Source organism: Stenotrophomonas sp. 05N37 (assembly GCF_056397365.1).
In genome coordinates this window covers 118096-138500 of the sequence record NZ_JBFTNG010000007.1, presented here as the reverse complement: position 1 = coordinate 138500, position 20405 = coordinate 118096, and the positions used below count along the sequence as shown (strand labels likewise).

General features: G+C 63.4%; 20 protein-coding genes. 8 read left to right on the top strand and 12 right to left on the bottom strand.

Annotated elements, in window-relative coordinates; all coding sequences use genetic code 11:
* Positions 1 to 764 precede the first annotated feature (764 nt).
* Positions 765 to 1607, bottom strand: coding sequence for an enoyl-CoA hydratase/isomerase family protein (locus AC1DGC_RS17175; RefSeq protein ID WP_039810126.1), 843 nt, complete (start codon positions 1605 to 1607; stop codon positions 765 to 767).
* An 87-nt stretch (positions 1608 to 1694) separates the two neighbouring features.
* On the opposite strand from AC1DGC_RS17175, the gene AC1DGC_RS17170 reads away from it, so the two are divergent.
* Complete coding sequence (locus tag AC1DGC_RS17170; protein WP_478048417.1) at positions 1695 to 2105, top strand: winged helix-turn-helix transcriptional regulator; 411 nt, start codon at positions 1695 to 1697, stop codon at positions 2103 to 2105.
* Positions 2089 to 2541: a helix-turn-helix domain-containing protein gene (locus AC1DGC_RS17165; RefSeq protein WP_478048416.1), complete on the top strand. Its 453-nt coding sequence runs from the start codon at positions 2089 to 2091 to the stop codon at positions 2539 to 2541. The genes AC1DGC_RS17170 and AC1DGC_RS17165 overlap by 17 nt, the downstream gene beginning before the upstream one ends.
* Before the next feature lie 896 nt (positions 2542 to 3437).
* On the opposite strand, the gene AC1DGC_RS17160 is transcribed toward AC1DGC_RS17165, so the two are convergent.
* Both AC1DGC_RS17160 and AC1DGC_RS17155 read right to left on the bottom strand, forming a co-directional pair.
* Positions 3438 to 4193, bottom strand: coding sequence for a hypothetical protein (locus AC1DGC_RS17160; RefSeq protein WP_449335094.1), 756 nt, complete (start codon positions 4191 to 4193; stop codon positions 3438 to 3440).
* Between the two features lie 226 nt (positions 4194 to 4419).
* Positions 4420 to 5661 carry an ankyrin repeat domain-containing protein gene (locus AC1DGC_RS17155; RefSeq protein ID WP_478048415.1) on the bottom strand — a complete coding sequence of 414 codons (1242 nt, stop codon included), beginning with the start codon at positions 5659 to 5661 and terminating at the stop codon, positions 4420 to 4422.
* A gap of 205 nt (positions 5662 to 5866) precedes the next feature.
* On the opposite strand from AC1DGC_RS17155, the gene AC1DGC_RS17150 reads away from it, so the two are divergent.
* Complete coding sequence (locus tag AC1DGC_RS17150) at positions 5867 to 6538, top strand: class I SAM-dependent methyltransferase (RefSeq protein ID WP_478048414.1); 672 nt, start codon at positions 5867 to 5869, stop codon at positions 6536 to 6538.
* Here AC1DGC_RS17150 and ltaE read toward each other — a convergent pair whose 3' ends face one another.
* From ltaE to AC1DGC_RS17110, 8 genes are all read right to left on the bottom strand, one after another.
* On the bottom strand, positions 6539 to 7567 hold the full coding sequence (gene ltaE / locus AC1DGC_RS17145) for a low-specificity L-threonine aldolase (RefSeq protein ID WP_478048413.1): 1029 nt from the start codon (positions 7565 to 7567) through the stop codon (positions 6539 to 6541).
* A gap of 39 nt (positions 7568 to 7606) precedes the next feature.
* Positions 7607 to 8149, bottom strand: a complete 543-nt coding sequence (locus AC1DGC_RS17140; protein ID WP_478048412.1) for a hypothetical protein — start codon at positions 8147 to 8149, stop codon at positions 7607 to 7609.
* A 569-nt stretch (positions 8150 to 8718) separates the two neighbouring features.
* On the bottom strand, positions 8719 to 9231 hold the full coding sequence (locus tag AC1DGC_RS17135; protein WP_478048411.1) for a hypothetical protein: 513 nt from the start codon (positions 9229 to 9231) through the stop codon (positions 8719 to 8721).
* 357 nt (positions 9232 to 9588) lie between these two features.
* Complete coding sequence (locus AC1DGC_RS17130; protein WP_394164075.1) at positions 9589 to 9957, bottom strand: putative quinol monooxygenase; 369 nt, start codon at positions 9955 to 9957, stop codon at positions 9589 to 9591.
* Between the two features lie 59 nt (positions 9958 to 10016).
* Complete coding sequence (locus AC1DGC_RS17125) at positions 10017 to 10685, bottom strand: carboxymuconolactone decarboxylase family protein (protein WP_478048410.1); 669 nt, start codon at positions 10683 to 10685, stop codon at positions 10017 to 10019.
* A 226-nt stretch (positions 10686 to 10911) separates the two neighbouring features.
* Positions 10912 to 11265, bottom strand: coding sequence for a cyclophilin-like fold protein (locus AC1DGC_RS17120; protein ID WP_478048409.1), 354 nt, complete (start codon positions 11263 to 11265; stop codon positions 10912 to 10914).
* Between the two features lie 137 nt (positions 11266 to 11402).
* Positions 11403 to 12611: an MFS transporter gene (locus AC1DGC_RS17115; protein WP_478048408.1), complete on the bottom strand. Its 1209-nt coding sequence runs from the start codon at positions 12609 to 12611 to the stop codon at positions 11403 to 11405.
* Positions 12608 to 13666 carry an alpha/beta hydrolase gene (locus AC1DGC_RS17110; RefSeq protein WP_478048407.1) on the bottom strand — a complete coding sequence of 353 codons (1059 nt, stop codon included), beginning with the start codon at positions 13664 to 13666 and terminating at the stop codon, positions 12608 to 12610. Before AC1DGC_RS17110 ends, AC1DGC_RS17115 begins: the two co-directional genes overlap by 4 nt.
* Before the next feature lie 111 nt (positions 13667 to 13777).
* Between AC1DGC_RS17110 and AC1DGC_RS17105 the strand changes: the two genes are divergently transcribed.
* Positions 13778 to 14671 carry a LysR family transcriptional regulator gene (locus tag AC1DGC_RS17105; RefSeq protein ID WP_259210078.1) on the top strand — a complete coding sequence of 298 codons (894 nt, stop codon included), beginning with the start codon at positions 13778 to 13780 and terminating at the stop codon, positions 14669 to 14671.
* Positions 14672 to 14704: 33 nt separating this feature from the next.
* On the opposite strand, the gene AC1DGC_RS17100 is transcribed toward AC1DGC_RS17105, so the two are convergent.
* Positions 14705 to 16750, bottom strand: coding sequence for a TonB-dependent receptor (locus AC1DGC_RS17100; RefSeq protein WP_478048406.1), 2046 nt, complete (start codon positions 16748 to 16750; stop codon positions 14705 to 14707).
* A 293-nt stretch (positions 16751 to 17043) separates the two neighbouring features.
* Between AC1DGC_RS17100 and aroQ the strand changes: the two genes are divergently transcribed.
* Genes aroQ through accC form a run of 4 tightly spaced genes read left to right on the top strand, consistent with a single transcriptional unit; the run spans position 17044 to position 19836 of the window.
* On the top strand, positions 17044 to 17493 hold the full coding sequence (gene aroQ / locus AC1DGC_RS17095) for a type II 3-dehydroquinate dehydratase (RefSeq protein WP_259210076.1): 450 nt from the start codon (positions 17044 to 17046) through the stop codon (positions 17491 to 17493).
* Positions 17490 to 17915, top strand: coding sequence for a lysozyme inhibitor LprI family protein (locus AC1DGC_RS17090; RefSeq protein ID WP_259210075.1), 426 nt, complete (start codon positions 17490 to 17492; stop codon positions 17913 to 17915). The genes aroQ and AC1DGC_RS17090 overlap by 4 nt, the downstream gene beginning before the upstream one ends.
* Before the next feature lie 54 nt (positions 17916 to 17969).
* Positions 17970 to 18458 (top strand): acetyl-CoA carboxylase biotin carboxyl carrier protein, encoded by a 489-nt coding sequence (gene accB / locus AC1DGC_RS17085; RefSeq protein ID WP_259210073.1) that lies wholly within the window; start codon positions 17970 to 17972, stop codon positions 18456 to 18458.
* A 10-nt stretch (positions 18459 to 18468) separates the two neighbouring features.
* Complete coding sequence (gene accC, locus AC1DGC_RS17080; protein WP_259210071.1) at positions 18469 to 19836, top strand: acetyl-CoA carboxylase biotin carboxylase subunit; 1368 nt, start codon at positions 18469 to 18471, stop codon at positions 19834 to 19836.
* Positions 19837 to 20405 lie beyond the last annotated feature (569 nt).

Below are 20405 nucleotides of genomic sequence, written 5' to 3'. Positions count from 1 at the left end.
CAGCAAAGGCAGTCTCGGTTCCAGCCGGTAGTTGCACTCGCATCCCGAACCTAAGCTGCCTCCAGTTCGCTAAATATCTGGAGCGGAATCCGCACGAGTAGCAAATTGCAAAGCGAGCACCTGCTGTTTCCGGATGAGCTTGCACGTACGCCCTGCGCGCCGCCGAAAACTCGGAGGTTTGCTCAAGCCCATTGAGATACCGGACCACGAGTGCAAGTACTGCAATTACCAAGATGACGCCAACTTTTCCGCCTACATGGACGTTTCGCACAAGGGATGTCTCCGTCCAGGTCGAACTGCTGAAGAAACGAGTACGGAGCCTACGCGAACAAGAGGCGAACGTTCGCTCGGGGTCGAATGCGGCCGCGGAGGTGAAGTAGCACGCTTGTACTCCCTCAAGACGCGTGAGATTCCCACGGCTACCACGCTTAGGCTCCACCGAGTGCTCTGGAAGAAGGACAAGATCGTCGGCCAGAAGGCGCCGCTCAAGCTCCGGGACATATGAGCGATTGGCGTCCGTCTGCAGCTTCGCAGCAACCTCCGTTTCGAGGGCGCCGCGCGCGATGCGTGGAGCGATCTGGCGCGTCCGCTGCAGACGCAAGGCCTTCTCGATTACCGAGGGCCCTGCCGCGGGGCGGTCGATTTCGGCAAAGACGAGGCGGCACCTACAGGTGCCGCAACACATTGATTGAAACAGTCAGGCGCAGTGCGCCGACCGAATGGTTGCAAGGCCGTGACGAGCTGATCGCAGGTCACGCCCGGATTCAGAAGCTCTGCAGAAGCAGTTCGAAGGTTTTTTCTTCCTCTCGTGTCTGCGCCCCGCGCCGAAGAGCTTCCAAGGTACGCTCCACGGCGATGGGCTGGGAGAACACCGCACCAAGCTGTTCGTTCTCTATCTTCAGTGCGTCGCCAATGGGGAGCGTGGCTCCAGCATCGATGGCCGCTTTTGCTGCGAGAACGACGCCGGGAACCAGGCTTCCGATCCTCAGTGCCAAGGACTCGACGAAACCATCGAGCTCCGCCGCTGGCAAGGCGCGATTGATCCAGCCATAGCGCTCCGCGGTGCGTGCGTCGAAGAGGTCGGCCCCAAGAACGATTTCGAGGCTGCGCGCGCGGCCCACAAGTGGCGGCAGGTAGGCAGTGCCACCGGCACCAGGAATGATTCCCATCAGTGCCTCCGTCTGGCCGAGCCCAGCGGTCTCCTCGGCAGCAAAACGCATGTCCAGCGCCGTCAGGAATTCGGCGCCGCCACACCGCGCCAGCCCCTTCAGTTTGCCGATGGTCACTTGAGGTAGGGTGCGGTAGCGCTCCAGCAGAGCCATCATCGGGTTGAGATGGGCGTTGGACTTGTCGCCCAGCTGCAACTGCATGAATGCCTCAGGATCCTTAACAAAACCCATGTCACCGTGGGCAATGAAGAAGTCCGGATCGGCGCTGTCAAACACTACGACTTGGATGCTCGAATCATCAAGCAGAGTCAGTGCAAGGTCATCAAGCTGCTTCATCAACGATGCGTCGAGCAACGGGAACGGTTGATGTTCGATTGTCACGAACATGGCCCCAGCTTGGGTGCGAAGGCGCAAGGAGGGAAAATTCTTGTTTTTCATGAATGGCTCCGGAGACATAGGTTTTGAAGACCAGCTGATGCTATATTTTGGAAACCTGGTGTCAATCAGGAACCAAGGAGTGACTAGGTGACTTCAAAGAAACCACCCCGTGTCGTTCACGAGCTTCCCATCCGCCTGCTGCTTGACCAGATCGCCGACAAATGGTCTGTATTGATATTGGACGCGTTGTGTCACGGTCCGCTGCGCTTCAATGAGCTCAAGCGACGACTCGATGGCCCTTCGCAGAAGATGCTTGCCACCACACTGCGCTCTCTGGAAAGGAACGGCATTGTTCGGCGCCAGGTGCTTGTTGCCAAGCCGATCGCAGTGGAATACGAGATCACCAAACTCGGACGGACCCTTGAGGCTCCTTTTGCTGCGCTCCACGCCTGGGCGACTGAGAACGTCAGCAAAGTCGAGGTCGCACGCGCGAGTTACGAGGCGGGCAACCAACAAACAGGCGTTCTAAGCGTTGCCAAGGATGCGTCTGATCGCTGATGCAGGCCTGTACTACCGCCTAGCCGCAGAGGGCGCCGCCGCTACCCATCTTCGCCAGGTGGTCACGATGGGCACGAATGGCGAGCAGATCGCCAAGGTTCTGGCGTGGCTCAGGTTGAACTTCAATCGCACGCTGCGCATTGACGAGCCGGTAGCTTCGGAAAACATTAGCCCATCGACGTTTCGACAGCATTTCCGCGACGTGGCCGGCATGAGTCCCTTGCAGAAGCAGCTTCGCCTGCAGGAGGCTCGACAGATCACGCTCAACGAGCACGTGGATGTCAGCGTGGCCGGCCTGCGCGTGGGCTACGAAAGCCCTTCCCAGTTCAGTAGTGAGTACAGCCGGCTGTTCGGGGCTCCACTACAGCAGGACATTCGCGGGCTGCGGATCAGCCAAGCGTTACCGACACATCCGCAACAGGATCAAAGGCATTGACCACACAGCAGGTATGGCTGCTGGTGATCCTGAACGTTCGCGTGCGCGACGGCCAGGACGTACCGATCCACGCCTGAGGCGAATCGGGACGCTCTTTAAAAGGCTGCCGGCCATCGGCCGGCACTATCGCGGCGTCGTCTGGGGGGCGAATCCCTCCAGCAACACAGTTGCGCCAAGCTCATGAAGCTCAGGGAGCGAGCAAGGTCGTCTCCCCCGTATCGACGACCTCTCCCAAATATGGAACAACCGTCATGCTTCCATTGCCATCGCCCAAAATACAGATCTCCCGCTTGATCTGCCGCAGAGTGTCGATAGGGAACCAACTGTCCCCAGCCTGACCCAAGGTAAAAACGCTGGCCCTAGGCACCCAACCTGCCACGGCATTAAATATACGATAACGAATACATCTACAGCGATAACGTGAACATCGCGGCTGTTAATCACAGCATTTTGCGGTCATCCACGGCTCCATCTGGCCTTTGAGTCGAACGATGTCACCTTCTTGGAAATCTTCCATCACGTACTCCTCGAGTTGAGTGCCAAACTCCATAATAGCCGGATCCCGCAATTTGGCTATACGACTTGTCCAAAGCGCGCCGTATGGCACGCCATCCCTTAGTACAGCTCGATCTTATGGCTGCTGAGCCTGTACAGCAGGTGGACGTGTGACCGCACCCAGCGATGGAACTTTGGTCCCTCTGCGAATGGAGCCTTGGGGTCGAAAGCAGCGCTTCCGTACCAGATAGACATCCCTGATTACCTGCCGCTCCGATGTCCGCTTCCGGCCAGGAGCGAACATCTTCAGGTCATCTCCTTCGCCTACAAGGGCATTCCTGCCAAGGCCTCAAGGCGCTGGCCGGGATCCAACCACTGCCTCCCGCAAGGTCGTCGGTTCCCTAGAATTCCGCTTCCTTGCTGGCAGCAGGTTGCAACACTTGCCGCCCTAGCTCATTGCCGATGTTGAGGAACCCGATCCCGCCAGAGAGCCCTTGCGCTCGCATAGCCTGCGTTTGCACGACCGAAGAATAATCCGCGAAGAAATCGGGCTTGCGCCATTGCGCGGAAATCGAATCGCGACTGCCGCCCAGGTCGTTGTTCCAGGTCACGGCCCTCTGCGAACCGGGCGAACCGAACTTGCGCTTGAGCAGCTCCATCACGCGCGGCTCGGCCTCGAACCCCATGGTATTGAAGCGCAGGGCGATCACGCGCCCGTTGCGCAGCAACACCAGGCCGCCCGCACCTTCCAGGGAAAAAGCGTCGCCTGCGCCCGCGCCGATCGACATGCCGATCGGCGCAACCCAAGCCGGTGCCTCGGTCGTGGCGAAGACCAGGTAACCGTATTCGCCTGGCGCGAATTCGGTATTGCCTACGGCCATGTTCGTCGTGCCGGGCGCGACGCACAACCCTGTTGCCGGTGGCATGGCTTTCAGCGGCTCCGGCGGCGGGGCTGTCAGCTTGTTGAACGCCCTCGCCCCCAATCCGACGTTGCTCCTGCGGGCAGCTGGAGCGGGTGAGGATAGTTCGCAAACAGGCAGCGTTAGTTGTGCCCCTAACTTGATGCCGAATATGTCAGTTTCCGCCGCAGATACCGATACGGTGGACGACATGGTCAGTAAAACGACAAGAGAACCGGCGGCTGCAGTGAAACGCATGGGGCTGTAATCCAAGCTGGATCGTGGTGGAGGCGAGTATATGCCCGGTTGCTGCTCGACGCTGCGCTCGACCGCCAAGGCGCGGCCGACGACCCTCACCGAGTGACCGCTTCCGGCCAGAAGCGGACCTCCACCCTACCCCCGATAACCATCCCTAATCTTTACATCGGATGGCAGCTCCCCTGCCCTTCCCGTTGGGCCAGGGGCCGCTTCCGGCCACAAGCGGTCATCCAGGCGATTGAAGCATCGCGAGAATGTCATTCCGGCCTCGGCCTTCCGCCAGCGTCCGAGGAGTATGTCCTTCGGCATCGACTTCAACGGTCGCGCCTCTATCCAACAGCAAGCGCACGATGTCGGCGAGCCCCATTTCGGCCGCACGATGTAATGCCGTGAAGCCGCGCCCGTCTCGTGCGTTCGCATCGGCGCCTCGATCGAGAAGCAGCGTGGTACTTTCCACGCTGGCGGCCTGCACTGCGTTCATTAGTGGCGTTGCACCCTGATCGGAGCGCACGTCGACGGACGCACCGCGGTCCAGCAGCATGCTGATAATCGCGCCGTCTTGAGCTGCGAGCGCCCAATGTAGTGGAGCCAGCCCGTCGGCTGCCAACGCATCGATTGGCGTTCCTGATCGCAGGCAGGCGTCGACTGCTTCGGGCTGCCCACGCGCAACGGCAATGTGCAACAGCGAATGAGTCCGTAACGGACGCTCGGGATCGGGTCGTGCAAAGGAGCACGGCGTCGCGAGTTGCGCGAGATTGCCGAACGCAGACATGCACCACATGGCTGCGGCCTTCAGGTCCGCCTCGATGCCGGGCGGTAGGGGCGCTGGGTAGATAGCGCCGAGTACATGGCTGCGCAGCAGGTAGTCGAGTGCCCTGACCGTGAACTCGGGCGCCTCGTCAGTAGCACACAAAGTGCCTCGGATACGGGTGATCTCGATATGACGATCATGCGTTTCCACACGCGCGACCAGCATCACGACGCGTGTCCAACTGCGCACAGCGATGATCTCACCCTGATGAAAGAAAAGTGCCCACTTGTGTTCCATAGCCCGCGGCGCGAACAATACGCCATCGGACAACACCTGGTCGACGGGAAAGCACAGTGACGTCTCAACGTTGCGTTCGGCAACGGGTGTCTTCCCGATGAAGCCAGTGCCGTCATCCTGCGCGAACGACATCGCATTCGCCGCGCATTGTGGATCCTGGCTCGTGGACAACATGGTCAAGGTCACGGGCCGTACGTCGAGCACGGGGACGCCCCAAGGATTGTCCGTCGCTTCAATCCAGTTCAAGTCGGGCACTTGCGGTGCGGGCTTGTCTTCCGCTCGGGTCGGTGCCGACGACGGGACGGGCGTGGTTGGCTTGCCTTGGCTGCTAAACATTCCTTTGAGCCTTTCCCACACCATGATCCGATTCCAAATCGCCTTGAGATTGGAGCTTATAGCGGATTCAGCGTTCGCCTTCAAACATTGAAACCGTCGGCTGCGAGTGACCGCTTAGGGTCGACAGCGAACGTTAGCACCGGGCCAGCCGCTCAAGTGGTCCCGTTGTCCGCTTCCGGCTGGTAGCGGTCATTCTCTGGTGACCGTTAACGCATGGCCAACCAGGACACGCCCGCTGTATGTAACAATCGAGGTTACATATCAGTGGGCCCTCGCAGGCCGAGTATCCATGTCGACGTTCAAAGACCCCGCCGCAGTCAGCAGCTATCAGCAGACCACACAGGCCAAGGTGCCTGGTATCGCGGCGCTCCATCGTATGACCCACCTCCTGCTGGCCGAATCCGTTCCGCCGACGGGCGAGGTGCTGGTGCTGGGTGCTGGGGGCGGGCTGGAGCTCAACGCCTTTGCCCAAGCGCAGCCGGGCTGGCGATTCGTTGGCGTAGACCCTTCGCTTCCCATGCTGCAACTTGCACGGGAGACCTTGGGCGCGAACGCCTCGCGTGCTGTGCTGGTGGAGGGCCTCATCGAGGATGCGCCGCAGCGTGAGTTCGACGGCGCTACCTGCCTGCTGACGCTGCACTTCCTAGACCCGGATGCGCGGCTTAATACCCTGCGAGGGTTGTTCCAACGCCTGCGGCCTGGCGGTGTGATGGTGGTAGCCCACCACAGCTATGCGCCTGAGGCCCGTATGCGTTCGTTGCGCCGCTCGGCAGCGTTCGCGTCTGCAAGCGGCGTGCTGGACGAGCGGGACGAAGCGTCGATTGTGGTGATGGCGGAAAAGCTCCCCGCTCTCTCCGCAGAGGACGAGGTTGCGTTGCTGGAGGCGGCCGGCTTCACGGACGTGGAGCTGTTCTACGCCGCCTTCAGCTTCCGGGGCTGGGTCGCGCGCCGTCCTGACTGATCACCCAGCCACCACGCTCCGGATCACTGATACGGTCCGGTCAATGGCTTCCCGGTCGATCTGCCAATGGGTCACCAGCCGCATCTTGCCGCCGTACGCACCGTTGGCCCGTATGCCGGCTGCTTCCAGGGCTTGCATCAGCCCCGGCATGTCTACGCCTTCGGGTAGCGCGAACCACACCATGTTGATGTGGACGTCATCCATGTCCACGTCAATGCCTGGCACTGCGGCCAATTGCTGAGCCAGGTAGATTGCATTGTCGTGGTCCACATCCAGCCGTTGCGTCATTTCGGTGAGCGCAAGAATGCCCGGCGCGGCGATCACCCCGGCTTGGCGCCACCCTCCTCCCAGCAGCTTGCGGTTGTAACGGGCGCGCTTGATGAAGGCCGCCGGCCCGGCCAGGATCGAGCCGACCGGTGCGGCCAGGCCCTTGGAAAGGCAGCACATCACCGTGTCCACATGCTGGGTGATCGCTTTCACGTCGCACCCCAGGTAGGTGGCGGCATTGAACACGCGTGCGCCGTCCAGATGGATGGGAACGCCGTGTTCGCGGGCAATGGCGGCGGTGGCCTCCATCGTTGCCAGCGGGATCACGCGGCCGTTGCCGTGCGCGTTCTCCAGGCAGATCAGTCCGGTGCGGGGAATGTGGATATCCTCCCCCACCCGTATGCGGGCCGCGATCTCGCTGGGCGCCAACTGGCCCCGGTCGCTGGCGATGGTGCGCAGCTGGACGCCACTGATCACCGCCGCCGCACCGTTTTCGTGCCAGACCAGATGCGAGTCGTCGCTGGCGATCACTTCGTCGCCCCGGCGGCAATGGGTGAATACCGCGAGCTGGTTGCCGAATACCCCGGTCGGAACAAACAGCGCGTCGTCCTTGCCCAGCATCTCGGCGGCCAGGCGCTCAAGCTGGATGACGGTGGGGTCGTCCTGGTAGACGTCATCCCCCACTTCCGCAGTGACCATGGCCTGGCGCATCGCGGGGGTGGGCTGGGTGACGGTGTCGCTGCGCAGATCAATCCACTGCATCGGGAACTCGCTGAATGGGGTGCCGAGGTGGCTTCGCGTCTACTGGGTGTAGTACAGGCACCCTGCCACGGCGAACGGTCCATGATCGGCGTCGATCCGCGAGGTTATCAATGCCTTCACCTCGATGCCATCCCCTTCGGCTTCCGGCGTTGACTCAACAATGCGCATCCCGGCAGGACCGCCCTGCCTCGTCTCTGGTTCAATGCCCATGGACTTGGCCAGGTCTGCGCCGATGGCTGGGTCATCGAAGGTGGCGACTACGGAACTGCGCGACAGTATCAAGCGCCTGGTCGGATGGCCGAAAATGAGAAGGGGTTCGGTGAGCTGCATTTCCGCCAAGACACCGGCAATGTTGCCCAGCGCCATGCCGTATTCCCCCGCTTCGCGGGCGACCGGTTGCCAGCCTGCCGAGGGCTCGCGGCTGGATGCGACGTCGCGTAGCTCATAGGACAATGTGCGGAACGTTGGGCGGTCGGCCTTGCAGGTTGCGAGGGCTACGGCGCGGTCGATTTGTTCCTGATTGGGGGCGGGGTGCCGGGCTGGTTCTGCCGCTGACGCCATGGGTGCCAGGGCTAGTGCCATGCCAATCAGACCGAGGGACTTACACCATTCGCTTGCGATCAATTTGTAATGCTCTCTTCCTGGGGCAGCCACGCATGGCGTGGCACTACGCTTCTTCGTGCACCGGTCAATGCGCGCGGTGCACACGATTGTAAGCGCTTCTGGCACCTTGCCGAATGCGTCACTTCACGTGAGGGCGCTCGGTGCCGCAGAGCCGGTTGTTGGCGCCGCGGTCAACTGTCAAGCGGCAGCCGGAATCTTGATCGACTTGACGTTGACGAATTCCTTCAACCCTTCCGGGCCGTGCTCGCGGCCGTAGCCGGCCAGGAGCGGACACTAAGGTGCTAGTGGCCTTGGATTTAATCTGTTCCTACTACCGCTTTGGCTTTTGCGTGAGCGCCGAGCCAGCTGCTGTTCGCGCAGCCTTACTTGAACCGGCGCTATTAAGCGCCTTGGATGCCGCGGTAGCTGCGCGACTGGAAGTGGTATTTGTCGTAGTGCGCTGTGACAATGCAGAACCAGCGGCCGATTTGGCTGACTTGCTCGACCCACTGTCGCGCAGCACCTTCGACGCAGCCGATGCTGCGCGCTTACTTGTTACTTCCGACTTGGCCATCTTTGGTCTCCGCTTGTTGTCTGAGTTTCTGAGCTATGTGGTTCGTCGATGGTTCATGCAATACGAAAAGAGCAATGATGATTAAGAGTGCAGTGAAGACGACAGAGCCGATTACCCCGCCAAGAACATTCATTCCCAGCTGAGGACCCCACCGCCCTAACTTCTGTATCTCAGCAACGACAATTCCTTGAGCAATTTCCTTGCGATAGGCGTCATCGAATTCTTCAACAGCCTGTGCGCCGTAGTTATTCAGTGCCGTCTCTGCTTCGGCCTTTGCTCTAACGACCGCGCTCTGCGGCTGCGATTCGTACCATGCTTGAACGTCCCCGGCCGTCGGGGAGGTTCCAGACGTTTCTAATCGATGCTTTGCCCAATCGATTCGCTGCTGCTCGATGACTGCGAAGGCCAAAAGGCCTAGTAACCAATTCTCATCCGATTCGTCTACCAGTTCTCGGTAGACATCGTCTGGTCCAGAGTACTTCGGCATCTTGCCCCCCCCGGGTTATGCTTGCGGAAGAGTCTGCCACACACAAAGACGGCGCGCGAGCGAGATAGGGTTAACAGACGGACTAATGCCTCCGAGTGGAAAAGGCCTCGCAGCGGCTGCCGCAACTCAGAATTCGCCCAACTTGGGGAGAAGCATCCGACTCCGCGGTGGTGGCGACCCAGGTGCAGTATTGGCCTACAAGGTCAAAGGAACGTCCGCTTCCGGCCATCAGCGGACTCCGATCACTTTCAGCAGATCGGCCAATGCAGGACTGCCGCGCCGACGTACTGACGGCGGAATGCCGTAAGTGAAAGAGAGTCCCTGGCGTATCACACGCATGCGCAGCCAGGCTCCCTACTACTTGATCTTCAGCGCCGGCAGAAGAGGGTCAACATCAACCAACTCCAGCGACGTGACCATATGTAGCGTGCCGTTCTTGTACCTGAGGAAATGCGGACTCTTCACATGCTGTTCGTATGCCTGCCGACTCGCATAGATTTCAAGGATTGTCAGCCGGGTCGGATCTTCCTTGTCGAAGACCGCATACAGCGACAGCACGCCTGGCTCAAGGTCCATCGAGGCGCGAACCTCTTCAGCCAGGGCATCCCGATAGGCGGGCAGATGCTCTGCACTGACGGTGATCTTTGACAGCCTCGTCATCTGTGCCTCCTCCGCGCCAACACTGAAGGAGCATGCCGCCATGCCGATCAACGTTCCGATGATCATCTTGTTCAATCCACCCTCCAATGTGCCTGTGCCACTCGACAAGGCGATCTTCCTGGACATCATTGCTGCCGGGCCTCGCGCTGGCGTTGAATGCCGACACGCACACGCTCGGCAGCCTCCCGGCCGAAGCGCGCTTCGAGTACATCGGCCAGCGTGTAGAGCTGCTCTGGGCGTAGCCCTATGTTCATGCTGATGCCGATGTGGGCGTACAACTGAGGTTCCACGCCGGACAGGGCAGCCAGCATGCTGACGGTGGCCACCTCGCGGCTTTGCCAATCAAGATTGTCGCGCTCGAAGATGTCGCCGAACAGGTGCGTACGCAGATATCCATTTGCCTGCGGTGCGAAATCGAACAACGGCCCTGACACCGGACCGCCAGCCAGCCGGGTCTGATTCGCGGTGCCTGCAGCGAGCAAGGCGTCGCCTTTGGGGATCGGCCTGCCGGGCTCGCGGCCGGCTTCATCCAGGATGCCCCGCCGCCTGCGCGACTCCGCCACCTGCATCAGTTCGCTCAACGCGTTCAGGCTGCGCGGAAAGCCCGCATAGGGATAGACCTGCACGAGGATCTCCCGCGCTTCAGCCAGGCTCACGCCCGCATCCAGGCCTTGGTTCAACGCCTCCCGCAGGCCCGCCATATTGCCGGCCGCGGCGAAGGCGCTGATCGGAATAATGCCGTGCTGGAGGGAATCCAGTTCGGTGGCAGAAACCCCGTTTGATTCAACAGTCATCGTTGCTCCTTCATGTACGAACGCCGTCTGTCCCCGAGCGGAGGCGAGCATCGCCGCACCCATCAGACCGACGAGACATCTTGACCGCCACGTCCAGTCAATCGCCTTGGTAGTGGACATCGGTCACCTTCTCCCCCTGGAGGGGCGTACCCCACGCCTCCACGCGAACTGGGCGGTGCCGTACTCCGTCGAAGCCTTCATCATTGTGGTGTACCGCGTAGGCGACCTACGGCGGATCGGACTCAATGCGGACGTCTACCGGACCTTCCGTGCGAAGGACCTGCAGTCCTCCTTCGATTCGACCCAGTCGTATCAGTCCCTTCGAGTAGCCAAAGGGCCTGTGGAAAATCGCCAGGTTCCCCCACGGCGCATAAAAGGCGATGTCGCCTGCCACCGGCGTCATTCCCTCCGGCTCGCCCGCCACGCTGAGACGGCGCGGAAGCGGTGCGATTTTTTCGGTGGCAGCGTAGTCCTCGAGCTGCAGCGTCAGGGGCAACTGGGCGATGAACTCGCGTGCGGGGATACTGTCTTCCATGGCCGCCGACAGGGTCTGATCGTTGATGATCAGTCGAATCTTCATGGGCTGGAGCTCCGTGTTGGACGCTGCTTTCATGTCTGCGACGTCGTGATGATGGGGGGCGGCAGAGCATGCCGCTACTGCCCCGAGTGCAAGCAGCAGGGAGAGCGGCTTGCCCGTGATCGACGTATGACGCCTCATCAGCCCCGGGCCTCCACGGCCACCGCCGGCCCGGAGGTGGGCGCGGCGCCGGCCGCCGTGACATGGGCGAGCAGCGCGGCAACCAGCAGCAGGCCTGCACTGGCCAGGAACGTACTGGCAAAGCCGACGCTGTCGAACAGCAGTCCGCCGACGGTGGATCCCAGCGCGATGGAGCACTGCACCACTGCCACCATCAGGCCCCCGCCGGCTTCTGCGTTGTCAGTGAACGTGCGGGCCAGCCAGCTCCACCATCCCACCGGTGCGGCGGTGGCCAGCAGGCCCCATGCCGAGAGCAGCGCGGCGGTCGGCCAAAGACGGGGGCCCAGCGGAACCAGGGCCACTGCAATCAACGCCATCAACGCGGGGATGGTCACCAGCGTGCGGTAGAGCCCGCGTCTGATGAATGCGCCGATGGCAAGCGTGCCCACGAAGCCGCTTGCGCCGATGGCCAGCAGCAGCAGCGGAACAGCCGCGGTTCCTGCACCGGTCACCCGTTCCAGGAACGGTCGCACATAGGTGAACAAGGAAAACTGCCCCATGAAAAAGGCACCGCAGGCAATCATGCCCAGCGCCACCTCGCGCCGACGCAACAGCGCGATCACCCCGCCATGTGATTGCCGACGCTCCGCGGCCATGGAAGGCAGGCAAACCCACTGCCACGCCAGGGCGATGGCAGCCACCGGCAGAAGGCACAGGAAAGCGCCGCGCCATCCGATCATGCCGCCCAGGTAGCTGCCCAATGGCGCCGCCACTACCGTTGCCAGCGCGTTGCCGCTGTTGAATATCGCCAAGGCGCGCGGGACCTTCGCAGCCGGCACCAGCCGCATGGCCGTGGCGGCAGACAGCGACCAGAACCCACCGATCACCACGCCAACCAGCGCACGGCCCGCCATGTAGACCGGATAGTTCGGCGCCAACGCTACCACCCCACCCGACACCGCCATCAATGCGGTAAGGGTGAGCAGCAACGTTCGTCGGTCTATGCTGCCCGCCAACCGGGAAATCGACAGGCTGGTCAGCACCGCAAACGCACCCGAAATGGCAATGCCATACCCGGCAAGACCTTCGGTCACGCCCAGATCTGCCGCCAGGGGCGTGAGCAGGCTCACCGGCATGAATTCAGAGGCGATCAACGCGAAGACGCACAGCGTCATCGCGAGCACACCGCCCCAGTTGGCGCGGCCTGCAATGGCGTCGGTGCGGCTCATTTCCCTGCCAGGCCACGCTGGAAGAACGTCGCCAATTTGTCGAAGGGAATCAGGGTGGTGCGGTCATACAGGTCCACGTGGCCCGCACCCTTCACCCAGTAGAGCTCCTTGGGCTCCCCCGCCCTTCGGTAGGCGTCTTCGCTGAACTCGCGGGAATGGGCGGCGTCGCCGGAGATGAACAACATCGGCCGGGGCGAGATGGTTTCAATGTCGTTGAAGGGATAGAAGTTCATGAATTTGACCAGGCTGCTGAACAGCGGCTGGGTCGCCAGTTCGGCCGTGTCACCCTTGGGCGTGTAGGCGCCGCGCGGGGTGCGGTAGAAGTCGAAGAATTCGCGCTGGATGGCAGGCGTGTCAGCATCGAGTTCGTTCACCGTGCCGGGCACGAACACGGGCGCCCCGCCCTTGAATTCGGCCAGGCGCTGGTCGGTTGCGGACTGGATCACCGCCTTGCGCTGTTGCAGCGACTGCCCGTTGTTCAGCCCCTGCCGTGCCGCCGCCCCCATGTCGTACATGCTCACCGTGGCAATGGCCTTGATGCGCGGGTCGATCTTGGCGGCGCTGATCACAAAGCTGCCGCTGCCGCAGATACCCAGGCCGCCGATCCGATCCGGGTCCACGGAGGACTGCGTGCTCAGGAAGTCCACGGCCGCACTGATGTCGTCCGAATAGATTTCCGGCGCCACCAGGTGCCGCGGGGTACCGTCGCTCTCGCCCCAGAAGGAAAGATCGATCGCCAGCGTGACGAAGCCCTGCTCGGCCAGCTTCTGCGCGTAAAGTTGCGCGCTCTGCTCCTTCACCGCGCCCATCGGGTGGCCAACCACCACGGCGGGGGCGCGGCTACCGCGAGGCAGGCCCCGTGGGCGGTACAGCGTGCCCACCACCTCCATCTGGTACTGGTTGTGGAAGCTGACGCGCTCACCCGTCACCGTCGGGCTCCGGTAGAAGTTGTCCGCCCCGGTGGCACGGGCCGCCACCGGCACATCTGCGGCAAACGCGGCCAGCGGAAGGAGGTGGCCAGCGAGCAGCGCCAGCAGCAACGTGGTGGGTTTCATGCGAGGGCGGCCTCGGTTGGGGGACTCAGGGCGCCACGGTAAGCCCCGTCGGCTACGCCGATAAGCCGGCTTAAAGTTGATGCATTGTTGAGTTGAGCTCACAATTGATCCATGAGCGCCGTGAAGACCCATGATCTGCAAGCCTTTCTGGTAGTGGCCCAGGAGCAGAGCTTCACCAAGGCGGCCGTTCGCCTTGGGGTAACGCCCTCTGCGCTGAGCCATTCGATGCGGTTGCTGGAAGAACGCCTGGGCATCCGCCTCCTGGCCCGGACCACGCGCAACGTTTCGCCCACCGAGGCGGGCGAGCGCCTGATGCGCTCCATCGCGCCGCACTTCGAGGCCATCGGTGCCAGCGTGGAAGCGCTGGGCGACCTGCGCGACCGGCCAGCCGGAACGCTACGGATCTCCTGCACGGATGATTCCATGCAGACGATCATCCGTCCGCGGCTTGCCGGGTTCCTGGCCGAGTACCCGGACATCACGCTTGAGTTGTACGTGGATTACGGCTTCATCAACGTGGTGGAACAGCGCTTCGACGCCGGCATCCGGCTCGGAGAGGCGCTGAGCAAGGACATGATCGGGGTCAGGGTCGGGCCGGATTGGCGCCTGGTGGTGGTTGGATCTCCCGGGTACTTCGAGAAACATCCCAAGCCCAGGAAACCCGCCGACATTACCCAACACCGCTGCGTGCACATCCGGCATCGCCCAACCGGTGCCATCTATGCCTGGGAGTTCGAAGAGAAGGGCAAGGAATTCACCGTACGCGGCGATGGACCGTTGGTCTTCAACAGCATGACCCACGTCATCAATGCCGCACTGGACGGCCTGGGCCTGGCTTACGCGCCGGAACCGATGGTCGCCGAGTACATTGCGCAGGGCAGGCTGGTGGCCGTGCTGGACAAGTGGTGCGTGCCCTTCCCCGGCTACCACCTTTACTACCCGAACCGCCGGCAGCCCTCCCCCGCGTTTTCGGCACTGGTCGCGTGGCTGAAGCGGGATGAGTAGGGCTGCGTAACGGACGGGGCTGACCCTTTCCCGTCAAAGCCGCATGCTCACCCCGACGTGCACCGAGCGCCCGGCCGAGGGTGAGAACATGGCCTGCGGCTGGTCCCAGAAGAAGCTGTCCCACCACGCATAGGCGTATTCCCGGCCCGTGGCGTTCTTCACTTGTACGTCCACGCTCCACCTCGGGTCGATCGCATAGCGCGCGCTCAGGTCGAGCACGGCGAATGCGCCGTACTTGCCTGCGACGTTGCGCTCCTCCAGGTAATAGTCGCCCTGCGCCCTGCCCTGCATGCCCAGTTGCAGGGACGCCGTGGCCTGGTAGTCGACCCCGAGGGTGCTGATATGGCGCGGCACCGCCGCCACCTCGCGCCCCTGCAGCGACACCACGCCGCTACGTCCATCGCGGGTGATCTTCGCTTCCTGGTAGGCGTGCGACGCCCACACCGTCCAACGCTCGCCCAGCGGCGCACTGGCCTGCAGGTCCACCCCGCGGCGGCGGGTCTGGCCAAGTACCACGGTGGTACCGGTGGCGGGCATGTTGGATATCTCGTTCTCCGCGTCCTGCTGCCACACCGCAACACGCGCCTGGCTGCCCGCGAACGGCACGAACTTCACGCCGGCCTCCTTGCCGGTATTGGTGGACGGCTGCACCGCCGCCTGCCCCGCGGTGAGATACGCCGGCGCGGTCGATCCGGTAAGTACCTGGAAGGTGCGACCCCAGTTCGCGTAGACGTTGGTCGTCGGTCCCAGCGCATACACCACGCTGAGCTTGGGCTGCCCGATGGTGCCGTAGCGCTGGAGCGGGCCGCTGACGCCGCCGGGCAGGTGGGTGCGGCCGTCGAAGCGGTCCACGCGGTAGGCGGACACGATCTTCAGCGCGTTGGCGGGCTGGTAGATCGCCTGCGCGTATGCGCCCCAATGGGCGAATGTGTGGCGGTCGTCGCTCTGGATGCGTGCGGGCAGCGCGCTGAAATCCGTCGGTTCGCTGTAGCTGAAGCGCTGGCGAAGGTAGCCGTTGTCCTGGTGCTCGTAGTTGATCCCGCCGTCCAGGGTGAGGGTGTCGTGCGCGCGCCAGGTGAGCGTGCCCAGCATGCCCACCTGCGTTTCATCCCAGACACGGCGTTGGCGTGGCGCGTTGCCGGTGCGCAGGTCGCTGAAGGTGACCTGGCGGTCGTCCTCGTAGCGGTTGTAGTAAATCCGGGTGGCGGCGGACAGGGTATCGGCCAGCCGAAGATCGGCATGCAGCACCACTTGGCGCATGTCGCGGTCATCAGCGTCGTTCGCGTTGCGCCGTGCCGACCCGCGGCGGTCGGCCTGAAGCTCGGCGGCGGTCATGAAGCCGGGCTCCTCGGCCTGGTGGTGGTAGGCGCGGGCGGTGAGCCCGATGCGCATGCCGTCATCCATGTTGCCGTAGTACCACTTGCCGCCCACCGTGTATTTGCGCGAGGTGTCATGGTCGCGATAGCCGCCCGATGCCTGGGTACCGACGAAGTAGTTCTGCGCCACGCCATTGGCCTCGCGCCCGATCGCCAGCTGCGCATCCCGGGTGGCGTCGCTGCCGTAGGCAAGGCGGCCATCGGTGTAGTTGCCGCCTTGGCGGGTACCGAAATTGACGTTGCCGCCGATGTTGTGCAGGCCGTAGCGTGGGTCGTTGGTGCCGCGAACCACCTCGATGTAGCTGATTTCCAGCGGGAACAGCATGTCGATGAAGCGCTGGTTGCCGCTGTTGACGTTGCTGGGCACGCCGTCGATCAGGGTCTTGATGGCGTTGAGGTAGCCCTCGCCATTGAACGCACGGAAGCTGACCTTGCCGGATTCGGCGCCCTGGCGGGTTTCGGTGAGCTGGATGCCGGGCATCTGCCCCAGCAACTCCCAGCTGTGCTGCACGTTGCTGTCCTCGATCCGGTCGGCCCCCAGCACGTCCACCGACGTCAGCACCTGGTGCGCAGTGAGCTGGCCCTCGCTGCGCTGGCGCACATCGACCGTGCCAAGCGTCAGGGCGGAATCGGCGGACTGCGCGTAGGCGCACGGCGCAAGCGTGGCGGCCGCAAGCGCGGCAGCAAGACGATGGGGGGTCATGGGGAACGGAATCAGCGGGAAAGGCGACAAGGTGCGATGTTATAACGTATCCACTACCAATCCCGATAGTGCGCTCTGGGCACGGTCCAGCACGCAGGGTGCGGCCGGTCTCCGGCCAGTCTGCCGGGGACCGTTGACGTGCCCGGCCCGATGCGGGTCCGACGCAGGCGCAGTGCCCGCACAAGGATTCCGGCCAAAATTCAAACGTTCGATTGAAACGCGCGTAACTTCGCCGAACTGGACACGATCAGCAGGTTCCGCCAGACTTCGCCCTTTCCCGCTCCGTGGTCCCCATGGCGAAACTGCTGGTCCTGCATGGCCCCAACCTCAACCTGCTCGGCACACGCGAGCCGGGGGTGTATGGGCACACCACGCTGGCGCAGATCGACCAGGCCCTGCTGGCCCAGGCGCAGGCCGCCGGGCATGTGGTGGAGCACCTGCAGTCCAACGCCGAACACATCCTGGTGGACCGCGTGCAGGCCGCCCGTGAAGACGGCACCGCCTTCATCCTGATCAACCCCGCCGCGTTCACCCACACCTCGGTGGCCCTGCGCGATGCACTGGCCGCGGTGGACGTGCCGTTCATCGAGATCCACCTGTCCAACCCGCACGCACGCGAGCCGTTCCGCCAGCACAGCTACTTCAGCGACAAGGCGGTCGGGGTGATCTGCGGCTTCGGCGCGGACAGCTATCGCTATGCCATGGATGCGGCGTTGACCCGGCTGGCGGCCACCGCCGCGTGACGACCTTGCCGCGTGCCTTGACCAGCGTGTTGCTGTGGGCCGGCCTGTGCGGCGGCGCCCTGGCCGCCGACCGCAGCGCCGAGGGCATCGATTGCGCGCAGCCCAGCGGCACGATGGAGAGCGACCTGTGCGCCTCCGATGTGGCCAGCGAAGCCGACGCCGCACTCAACACGGTGTACGCCCAGGCGCGCCTGCAGTTGCGCACGCAGGCCGCCGAGGGTGCCTGCACCCACTGCGCGGAGGCGGAGAAGCAGCTGGTACTGGCCCAGCGTGCCTGGATCCAACTGCGCAATCACGACTGCGACGCGGTCTACGCCTTCAACGCCGATGGCACCTCGCGCAATGGCGCGCAGATGCGCTGCCTGACCACGCTTGCCAACGATCGCATCGCCCAACTGCGCACCTTCTACGAATTACGTTGACCCGAGCGCAACGCGCTTCCCACCACACTGACACCACGAGCTAAAGAGGCCTCTATGGATCTCCGCAAAATCAAGAAGCTGATCGACCTGCTGGAAGAGTCGAACCTCGCCGAAATCGAAATCAAGGAAGGCGAAGAGTCCGTGCGCCTGTCGCGCGCGCCGGTCTCCGGCTACGGCATGATCCAGGCCCAGCCGCAGATGATGATGGCCCCGGCCCCGGCCCAGCAGGCCGCCCCGGCGATGCCGATGCAGTCGCCCACCGAAGCCTCCACCGGCGGCACCGCCAAGCCGGGCAATGCCCTGCCGGACGGCCACGTGCTGCGCGCGCCGATGGTCGGCACCTTCTATGCCTCGTCCTCGCCGGACAAGCCGGCCTTCGTGTCGGTCGGCCAGGCGGTGAAGGCCGGCGAAACGCTGGCGATCATCGAAGCCATGAAAATGTTCAACCCGATCGAGGCCGATGTCTCCGGCACCATCGTCGCCATCCTGGGCGAAAACGGCCAGCCGGTCGAATTCGACCAGCCGCTGTTCGTGATCGGCTAAGGATCCGTCCATGCTCGACAAAGTCGTTATTGCCAACCGAGGGGAGATCGCGCTGCGCATCCTGCGCGCGTGCCACACCCTGGGCATCCGCACGGTGGCCGTGCATTCCACGGTCGACCGCAACCTCAAGCACGTGGCCATGGCCGACGAGTCGGTCTGCATCGGTCCGGCACCGTCCTCGGAGAGCTACCTCAACATCCCGGCGCTGATCGCCGCGGCGGAAGTCACCGACGCCCAGGCCATCCACCCGGGCTACGGCTTCCTGTCGGAGAACGCCGACTTCGCCGAGCGCGTGGAAGAGTCCGGCTTCATCTTCATCGGGCCCAAGGCCGACACCATCCGCCTGATGGGCGACAAGGTGGAAGCGATCCGCGCGATGAAGGCCGCCGGCGTGCCGTGCGTGCCCGGCTCGGGCGGCCCGCTCACCGACGACATCGTGGCCAACACCAAGATCGCCCGTGAGATCGGCTACCCGGTCATCATCAAGGCGTCCGGTGGTGGCGGCGGTCGTGGCATGCGCGTGGTGCATGCCGAGGCCTCGTTGAAGGCGGCGATCGAGACCACCAAGTCCGAGGCCAAGGCCGCTTTCAGCAACGATCAGGTCTACATGGAGAAGTTCCTGGAGAATCCGCGCCACGTGGAAATCCAGGTGCTCGCCGACGGCCAGGGCAACGCCATCCACCTCGGTGAACGCGACTGCTCGATGCAGCGCCGTCACCAGAAGGTGGTGGAAGAAGCGCCGGCCCCGGGCATCACCGAGGAAATGCGCGAGCAGATCGGCAAGGTCTGCGTGGAAGCCTGCATCCGCATCGGCTACCGCGGCGCGGGCACCTTCGAGTTCCTGTTCGAGGACGGCCGCTTCTACTTCATCGAAATGAACACCCGCGTGCAGGTGGAACATCCGGTGACGGAGATGGTGACCGGCATCGACCTGGTCTGCGAGCAGCTGCGCATCGCCGCCGGCCAGAAGCTGAGCATCAAGCAGAGCGACGTGGTGCTCACCGGCCACGCGATCGAGTGCCGCATCAACGCCGAAGACGCGGAAACCTTCGTGCCGAGCCCGGGCCAGATCACCGCCTTCCATCCGCCGGGTGGCCCCGGGGTGCGCGTGGATACCCACATCTACAGTGGCTACCGCGTGCCGCCGAACTACGACTCGATGATCGGCAAGCTGATCGTGCACGGCCCGGACCGCGAAACCGCGATCGCGCGCATGCGCGTGGCGCTGAGCGAGATGGTGGTGGACGGGATCAAGACCAACGTCGCGCTGCAGCAGCGGATCATGCGCGACAAAGGCTTCCAGGCCGGTGGGCAGAACATCCACTACCTGGAAAAGCGCCTGGCCGAACGCAAGAACAAGTCGATTGCATTGACCTGATCGAGCAGTAACGGCGGCACGGCAGAAAGGCGGGGATTTCCCCGCCTTTTTGTTTGGTTCGTCGCGTAGATGCAGCGCACGCACGGAGTGTTTCCTGCTCGGGGATCGGCGGGTCGGGCGCTGGGCGCCCCATGCCCTTTCCGGCGACGCCTTCGGGGTCCGCCCGCGGCCGCTCCCCTGTTCTTATTTCGCCGCAAGCGGCAGTCGATGGGTTCCGCGCTGGGCCCCCATGCCCTTTCCGGCGAATGTCCTCCGGCCGCGGCGCGGCCTCCCCCTTTATTTCGCCTCCAAGGGCATGGGGGCCCGGCGCCAAACCCACCGACCCGCCTGGCGTCCACCTGCTTGGCACAGCCGAGCCCCGTAGCGGCCGGTAGGCTCCTGGGCAAAATAAAGGAGGAGGCCGCTCCGCGGCCGGGGGACACTACACCAGGGGCCTACCGGCGGCTACGGGGCCCTCACGCGCGCGACAAAAACGATCAAAGATCGCCAGCCGATCCAGCATCGCCGGTACTGCCCGTCCACACGCAAAGCGTTGCTCTCACTCCGCAACCGCGCCTGCAACAAGACAC

Bases quoted from the DNA above. Each gene is read 5' to 3' on its own strand.
- ltaE (WP_478048413.1), bottom strand. From the start codon at position 7,567: ATGCAGTGGATTGATCTGCGCAGCGACACCGTCACCCAGCCCACCCCC.
- AC1DGC_RS17135 (WP_478048411.1), bottom strand. From the start codon at position 9,231: ATGCCGAAGTACTCTGGACCAGACGATGTCTACCGAGAACTGGTAGAC.
- AC1DGC_RS17115 (WP_478048408.1), bottom strand. From the start codon at position 12,611: ATGAGCCGCACCGACGCCATTGCAGGCCGCGCCAACTGGGGCGGTGTG.
- AC1DGC_RS17140 (WP_478048412.1), bottom strand. From the start codon at position 8,149: ATGGCACTAGCCCTGGCACCCATGGCGTCAGCGGCAGAACCAGCCCGG.
- AC1DGC_RS17175 (WP_039810126.1), bottom strand. From the start codon at position 1,607: ATGAAAAACAAGAATTTTCCCTCCTTGCGCCTTCGCACCCAAGCTGGG.
- AC1DGC_RS17105 (WP_259210078.1), top strand. From the start codon at position 13,778: ATGAGCGCCGTGAAGACCCATGATCTGCAAGCCTTTCTGGTAGTGGCC.
- aroQ (WP_259210076.1), top strand. From the start codon at position 17,044: ATGGCGAAACTGCTGGTCCTGCATGGCCCCAACCTCAACCTGCTCGGC.
- AC1DGC_RS17100 (WP_478048406.1), bottom strand. From the start codon at position 16,750: ATGACCCCCCATCGTCTTGCTGCCGCGCTTGCGGCCGCCACGCTTGCG.
- accB (WP_259210073.1), top strand. From the start codon at position 17,970: ATGGATCTCCGCAAAATCAAGAAGCTGATCGACCTGCTGGAAGAGTCG.
- AC1DGC_RS17110 (WP_478048407.1), bottom strand. From the start codon at position 13,666: ATGAAACCCACCACGTTGCTGCTGGCGCTGCTCGCTGGCCACCTCCTT.
- AC1DGC_RS17150 (WP_478048414.1), top strand. From the start codon at position 5,867: ATGTCGACGTTCAAAGACCCCGCCGCAGTCAGCAGCTATCAGCAGACC.
- AC1DGC_RS17130 (WP_394164075.1), bottom strand. From the start codon at position 9,957: ATGATCATCGGAACGTTGATCGGCATGGCGGCATGCTCCTTCAGTGTT.
- accC (WP_259210071.1), top strand. From the start codon at position 18,469: ATGCTCGACAAAGTCGTTATTGCCAACCGAGGGGAGATCGCGCTGCGC.
- AC1DGC_RS17125 (WP_478048410.1), bottom strand. From the start codon at position 10,685: ATGACTGTTGAATCAAACGGGGTTTCTGCCACCGAACTGGATTCCCTC.
- AC1DGC_RS17160 (WP_449335094.1), bottom strand. From the start codon at position 4,193: ATGCGTTTCACTGCAGCCGCCGGTTCTCTTGTCGTTTTACTGACCATG.
- AC1DGC_RS17120 (WP_478048409.1), bottom strand. From the start codon at position 11,265: ATGAAGATTCGACTGATCATCAACGATCAGACCCTGTCGGCGGCCATG.
- AC1DGC_RS17165 (WP_478048416.1), top strand. From the start codon at position 2,089: ATGCGTCTGATCGCTGATGCAGGCCTGTACTACCGCCTAGCCGCAGAG.